General features: G+C 64.8%; 3 protein-coding genes and 1 pseudogene. All 4 read left to right on the forward strand.

Translation table 11 applies throughout. The features are described from left to right. Nucleotides 1-41: 41 nt before the first annotated feature. Entirely contained in the window at nucleotides 42-1,160 is a 1,119-nt protein-coding gene (locus ACP7BY_RS19935; protein WP_006022621.1) for a DUF3800 domain-containing protein, read from the forward strand. A 187-nt stretch (nucleotides 1,161-1,347) separates the two neighbouring features. Then, nucleotides 1,348-3,486 (forward strand): ParB/RepB/Spo0J family partition protein, encoded by a 2,139-nt coding sequence (locus ACP7BY_RS19940; RefSeq protein ID WP_006022620.1) that lies wholly within the window; start codon nucleotides 1,348-1,350, stop codon nucleotides 3,484-3,486. A gap of 166 nt (nucleotides 3,487-3,652) precedes the next feature. Beyond that, nucleotides 3,653-4,066, forward strand: a complete 414-nt coding sequence (locus tag ACP7BY_RS19945; RefSeq protein ID WP_006022619.1) for a hypothetical protein — start codon at nucleotides 3,653-3,655, stop codon at nucleotides 4,064-4,066. A gap of 149 nt (nucleotides 4,067-4,215) precedes the next feature. Beyond that, nucleotides 4,216-6,756, forward strand: a pseudogene (locus tag ACP7BY_RS19950) (strawberry notch-like NTP hydrolase domain-containing protein); the annotation flags it as partial. Nucleotides 6,757-6,863: the final 107 nt, after the last annotated feature.

Here is a 6,863-nt window from a genome sequence, read left to right on the forward strand (position 1 = left end):
CGGCATGGAGCACAATCGCCAAACGAGCGACTGGATACAGAATGCTAGAGCAGGCGCCTGCGGAATATTACATCGATGAAAGCGGCAATACCGGCGACCTGAGCACGGTCAAAATCGACTCCTACTTCGTCGAACAGCGCATGTTCGCCTTGGCTGCATTCGGCTGCACGCTCGACCAGGACTTCACCGATAAATTGGGCGCACTAAAAAAGGCGCACCGCATCCAGTCGTCGGAGCTCAAATCAAAACAGGCTTATGACAAGCCGCGCTTCATCTTTGATCTTCTGGACCTCCTTGAGACGCGCCGCGCCCCAATCTTTATCGAGCTTGTCGACAAGCACTTCTTCGTTGTCGTGAACATCATCGAGCGAATGGTGGTGCCCTATGTGGGGGAATGCGACACTCAACCTGGCGCCCTTTGGATGAAGGGCGTTATGGCGAACTACATGGCGCTATATGCACCTCCCGAGCTGGCTCACGCCTTTGCCGCATGTTGCCAAAGCAGAGACCACGCGGAAATACGCGAACTTTACAAGCAAATAATTCGGTGGGCGCAGGGAAGCGGAGTTCCGCCTACTGACGTGGCGGCGGGGATCATCCGTTTTGCGCGCGACAGCTTGAAGGACTTCCGCAAGCTGCCGAAAGCCAAGGCCGTCGAGCGGGCATTACCGATTCCCGACAAGAATCCCGCCGGGAAGCTGCTCTGGGTTCTGCCGAACCTGACATCGTTCACCAACATCTACGCCCGGATCAATCGCTTCGCGCGAAAGCAGGTTTCCGGCGTGACGCTGTTCCACGACGAGCAATTGCAGTTCGGAGACATTCTTCTGCACAACAAGAAGCTCGCAGAGGACCTGGCGCAGCTTGGCGTGAAATTGCCCCTGCAGACGGCCGACTTCGAATTCTCGCAGGCGGCCGACCTGCAATTCCAGCGATCGCACGATTCTATCGGCATTCAGGTCGCCGACGTCCTCGCCGGTTTCATCGCGCGATATGTACAGGACGCTGTGTGGGGCGGCGCCCCCATGCATCCTGACAAGGTAGCGATTTTCCGCCGCCTCGTCGCAACAGGCGACCGCAGCTTGGGTTCGGGTGTCAACTTCGTCGCGCCCGACAACATGATCCGCTTCCTCGGCATCGAACCGCGCTCGAATTTCTAGGGCGGCATCAAGCCGTCATGGGCGAATACGAAGGACTGGCGCGGGATCATCGCCGGTTCTGGCAGTGACCTTACCGATGGCGTTTGATGGTGTCGCTGCCCTCCTAGAGTGAGAGGGCGGTGCTTCGCTTCGTGACGGGTTTAGGGTCGAGAGAGAGGCTTTCGGCGCCCGTCGCGGAGTAAGTCTCATGGCAACTGCCATTCAGAAGATCACCCTGTCGTCGGCGCAGGACATCCCCTTCAACAAGCTGGTGCTGAGCCAGTCGAACGTCCGCCGCGTCAAGGCTGGCGTCTCGATCGACGAGCTGGCCGAGTCGATCACCCGGCGCGGTCTCATCCAGTCCCTCCACGTCCGGCCGGTGCTCGATGCCGACGGCCAGGAAACCGGCATGTACGAAGTGCCGGCGGGCGGGCGTCGCTTCCGCGCGCTGCAGCTCCTCGTCAAGCAGAAGCGCCTCACCAAGACCTCCAAGGTGCCGTGCGTGGTGTCGGACGCCAATGCCGACATCCTCGTCGACGAGGTGTCGCTGGCCGAGAATATCGAACGCGCCCCGCTGCATCCTCTCGACCAGTTCCGCGCGTTCCAGGCGATGCGCGAGAAGGGCATGACCGAGGAGGCGATTGCGGCTGCATTCTTCGCGTCCGTCCAGGTCGTGAAGCAGCGGCTTCGCCTCGCGGCCGTCTCGCCGTCATTGCTCGATATCTATGCCGAGGACGGCATCACGCTCGAACAGCTCATGGCCTTCACCGTCACCAACGATCATGCGCGTCAGGAGCAGGTCTGGGAGTCGGTTCGCAATAGCTGGCAGAGGGAACCCTACCAGATCCGGCGCATGCTGACCGAGACCGCCGTCCGCGCATCCGACAAGCGGGCCGTATTCGTCGGCATCGATGCCTATGAAACCAACGGCGGCTGCGTGCTGCGCGATCTCTTCCAGGATGACGACGGCGGCTGGCTGCAGGATCCTGCGCTGCTCGATCGCCTGGTCGCCGACAAGCTGAAAGCCTCCGCCGAAGCGATCGCCGGCGAAGGCTGGAAATGGATCGAGGTGGCGATGAGCTTCCCCTATGGCGCCACCCACGGCCTGCGCGAGATCGTGGGCACGCCGCTCGACCTGACGGCTGACGAACAGGCGACCATCGAGGCGCTCAACGCCGAGTGCGCCAAGCTGGAGGCCGAATATGAGAACGCCGACGAGTTGCCGGACGAGATCGATCAGCGCCTTGGCGAAATCGAAACCGCGCTCGCCAGCTTCGACGAGCGGCCGGTCCACTACGAACCCGCCGACATCGCGATCGCCGGGGTCTTCGTCAGCCTGGACGCCGACGGCACGCTGTCGATCGACCGCGGCTATGTCCGACCCGAGGACGAGATCGCCAACCAGGCGGGCGATGGCGAGGGTGAAGAGCAGGATGGCGGCGACGATGACGCTGACTATCCGGCGTCGCCTTCGGTCCAGCGCGCGGTCATCACCATCTGCGGCAAACCTGCCGAGCCCGAGGAGGAGGACGAGGACGACACGATCAAGCCGCTCCCCGATCGACTGATCACGGAGCTGACCGCCGATCGCACCCTCGCGCTCCGCGACAAGCTCGCCACCGATCCCTCGGTCGCCTTCGTCGCCGTCCTGCACAAGTTCTGCCAGGACGTGTTCTACGGCGGCAGCCAGTACGGCTTCGCGATGGAGGTCAGCGTGCGGGGCACGACCTTCCATTCGCAGCCCGAAGGGCTTCGTGACAGCGTCTATGCCAAGGCGATCGAGGCCCGGCACGATAGCTGGCGCAAACGGCTCCCGGCCAAAGTCGCTGATCTCTGGGATGGGCTGGCCGCACTGACTGGCCCCGAACAGGCCGAACTCTTCGCCCATTGCGCTTCGTTCGGCGTCAATGCGCTTTATGAGCGGGCCGATCGCTACGGTGGCCGTGTCTCGGCGCATAGTGTCGAACAGCGCATCGCCGAAGCCGATCGCCTGTCGCTGGCGGTCGGGCTCGACATGGCCGAAGCCGGGTGGCGGCCGACCGTCGCCAACTATCTCGGCCGCGTCACCAAGCCCCGCATCCTCGAAGCGGTGCGTGAAGGCGCCGGCGAGCGCGCCGCCCAACTCATCGCACATCTGAAGAAGGGCGACATGGCGACCGAAGCCGAACGTCTCCTCGCCGAGACGGGCTGGCTGCCCGAACCGCTGCGCAATTCCGGCGCCGATGCCGAAAGCACCGAGGCGGACTCTGGCGAGGGCGACGAGGCGTTGCCGGACTTCCTCGACGGCGATGACGAGGAGACCAACACCGATGATGAGGAGGAACGGCACCTCGCCGCCGCGGAGTGACGGCGGTCCTCATCTGACTTGACGAGCCCGGCGTCCCTTCGGGGGCGTCGGGCTTTTTTCATGCGCGCCGATCGAGAGGGAGAGTTTGGCCCGGACGTGGCGAGCCGGACATGGAGGAGAGAGCGCCTGCCGGCTCTCCCGTTCCCTGCTCTCCGGGAGTGGCCTCATGGCCGACTATTTCACCCATTTCTCATGCCTGCTCGATGTCGGCACGCCCGAGACCGCAGCCCGCGCGCTCGATCTCTACAACCAACTGTCCGAGGACGGAGCATCCGAGGAACCGCCGTCCGATGGCTTCCTCCTGTCCATCCAGCCCGAGCATGGCGGCTCCAAACTCTGGATGCGCGACGATGTCACCGGCGATCCCGAACGGCTGATCCAGTTCGTCATACGCTGCGCCGCCGAATTCCACCTCACCGGCCGATGGGGCTTTCAGTACGCCAACACCTGCTCCCGGCCGCGTCTCGATGGCTTCGGTGGCGGCGCGCATGTCCTCGATCTCGCGACCGGCGAAACTGTGGCGTGGATCTATACCAACGGTTGGCTCGCCGAGGTGATCGATGGCGGCGATGGTGCCTGACATCATCGAGACCATTGTCTGTCGCTTGATGGCGCGGCCGGGCCGCGCCCCTTGAGAGCGAGAGGAAGGCCGGGACGGGTTTGAGCCCGTCCGGTCCGAGAGAGAGCGCCGGCGGGCTTTCCCGCTCCGCTCTCCCGAGGACGTCTCCCATGAATGCTCACACCCTTGCGGCGGCGCTGCCGACCGCCGCCGATCAGCCGACCGACGCTGCCGCCATCCATGCCGCGGCACTTCTCCTCCTTCCTCACATCGAGCGCGGCGAGCGCATCGACGCCGCGGTCTTGCGCACCGCCATGGAGACCGCCTTCGGCGCGTCCGATACTGCCGGCGCCTGGGACTGGAAGGACGCCTATGACGCCTGCGAAGCCGCAACCGTCCTCATGCTCCGCAAATACGGAAAGGCGCTTTTGCGCAAAGCCGGGTCTCCGGCTGCGGCGGTTCCTCTGTTCGGCAAGATCGCGGGACTTCTGCCCACCCACACGCGCCGCTCCGAGGAGGCGCAGGCCTTCCAGCAATTCTCGACGCCGATCCCGCTCGGCCTGGCCGCGATCACTGCGGCCGCCATCACACCCGCCGATCGCGTGCTCGAACCATCGGCCGGCACCGGCCTGCTCGCCATCCTCGCCGAGATCGCCGGCGGCACGCTTGTCCTCAACGAACTCGCCGAAACCCGGGCCGCACTCATCTCCTCCCTCTTTCCGGCCATTCCCGTGACCCGCTTCGACGCAGCCCAGATCGACGATCATCTCGACCCGGCGACCGTCCCAACAATCGTGGTGATGAACCCGCCATTCTCGGTCCTCGCCAATGTCGAGGGGCGTGTCGCCGACGCAGCCTATCGCCATCTCGCATCCGCGCTCGCGCGGCTCGCCGATGGCGGGCGCCTGGTCGCGATCACCGGCGCGAATTTCGGCCCCGACATACCGGCCTGGCGCGACGCCTTCGTCCGCCTGCAGGAGAGGGGCCGCGTCGTGTTCACCGCCGCCGTCCATGGCTCAGTCTATGCCAAGCACGGCACGACCGTCGAAACCCGGCTGACCGTGATCGACAAGATCCCGGCCGACGAGCCATCCGCATTTCCGGCGTCCCCCGGCACCGCTCCCGACATCGCCACGCTGATGACGTGGATCGCCGAGCATGTGCCGCCGCGCCTGGCTGTCGCGCCTGCTGTTCAGGTCATGCCGACCGGCGCCACGCCGCGCACCGTTCGCGGCTATCTCGCGCGCACCGCGGCGACATCGGCGACCCGCGTGGGCCTCGCCGATCCCGAGGGCGTGCCGCTCGCCTATGAGACCGTCGACTGGACCCCGGCCGAGGGCGCCCGCCTCAGCGACGCGATCTACGAGCAATACGGATTGCAGACGATCCGTATTCCCGGCTCTCAGGCCCATCCCACCAAGCTCGTGCAATCCGCCGCCATGGCCTCGGTCGCCCCGCCCAAGCCGAGCTATCGGCCGACGCTGCCAGCGACCATCATGGACTCGCTCTCAGACTCCCAGCTCGAAACCCTGATCTTCGCGGGCGAAGCCCATTCCGATTTTCTCGCAGGTTCCTGGACCATCGACGACACTTTCGATGTCGTGGCGGCCGCCGCCGATGATGCAAACGGCGTCGTCCGCTTCCGCCGCGGCTTCTTCATCGGCGACGGCACCGGCGTCGGAAAGGGGCGCGAGTCGGCCAGCATCGTGCTCGACAACTGGATGCAGGGCCGGCGCAAGGCGGTCTGGATCTCCAAATCCGACAAGCTGATTGAGGATGCGCAGCGCGACTGGTCCGCACTCGGCATGGAGCGCCTGCTGGTCACGCCGCTCTCGCGCTTCCCGCGGGGCAAGCCGATCGCTCTGCCGGAAGGCGTCCTATTTACAACCTATGCCACGCTGCGTTCCGACGACCGCGGCGAGAAGGTTTCGCGGGTCAAGCAGATCGTCGAATGGTTGGGCTCCGATTTCGACGGAGTGATCATTTTCGACGAGGCGCACGCGATGCAGAACGCTGGCGGCGGCAAGGGAGAACGGGGCGATGTCACGCCCTCGCAGCAAGGGCGCGCGGGGCTTCGCCTGCAGCACGCCTTGCCCAATGCCCGCGTCGTCTATGTCTCCGCCACCGGCGCCACCACGGTCCAGAACCTTGCCTACGCGCAGCGCCTCGGTCTGTGGGGTGGCGACGATTTTCCCTTCTCGACCCGCGCCGAGTTTGTCGAGGCGATCGAGGCCGGCGGCGTCGCGGCGATGGAGGTGCTTGCCCGCGACCTTCGCGCGCTCGGCCTCTACACCGCCCGATCGCTGTCGTTCGACGGCGTCGAATATGAGCTGGTCGAGCACGAGCTGACCGCCGAGCAGCGGCGCATCTACGATGCTTATGCCGGCGCCTTCGCCATCATCCACAACCATCTCGATGCGGCCATGCAGGCGGCCAACATCACCGGCTCGACCGGGACGTTGAACCGCCAGGCCAAATCCGCCGCGCGCTCCGCCTTCGAAAGCGCCAAGCAGCGTTTCTTCGGTCATCTGCTAACATCGATGAAGACGCCGACGTTGATCCGCTCGATCGCGGCGGACCTGGAGGCCGGGCATTCCGCGGTCATCCAGATCGTCTCGACCGGCGAGGCGCTGATGGAACGGCGCTTGGCCGAAGTTCCGACCGAGGAGTGGAATGACATTCGCGTCGACATCACGCCCCGCGAATATGTGTAATGTGGAGCTCCACATTACACGGCTTCTTTGCAGTCGCAGTTTATGTCGAGCGTGGCGGCGAGAGACGCAGGTTTCCTTCGGTTTTCCATGATTTCACTCCAGAT

It is taken from the genome of Sphingomonas sp. PSPC2-2, assembly GCF_049897725.1.
Classification (GTDB): Bacteria; Pseudomonadota; Alphaproteobacteria; order Sphingomonadales; family Sphingomonadaceae; genus Sphingomonas.

Bases quoted from the DNA above. Each gene is read 5' to 3' on its own strand.
- ACP7BY_RS19935 (WP_006022621.1), top strand. From the start codon at position 42: ATGCTAGAGCAGGCGCCTGCGGAATATTACATCGATGAAAGCGGCAAT.
- ACP7BY_RS19940 (WP_006022620.1), top strand. From the start codon at position 1,348: ATGGCAACTGCCATTCAGAAGATCACCCTGTCGTCGGCGCAGGACATC.
- ACP7BY_RS19945 (WP_006022619.1), top strand. From the start codon at position 3,653: ATGGCCGACTATTTCACCCATTTCTCATGCCTGCTCGATGTCGGCACG.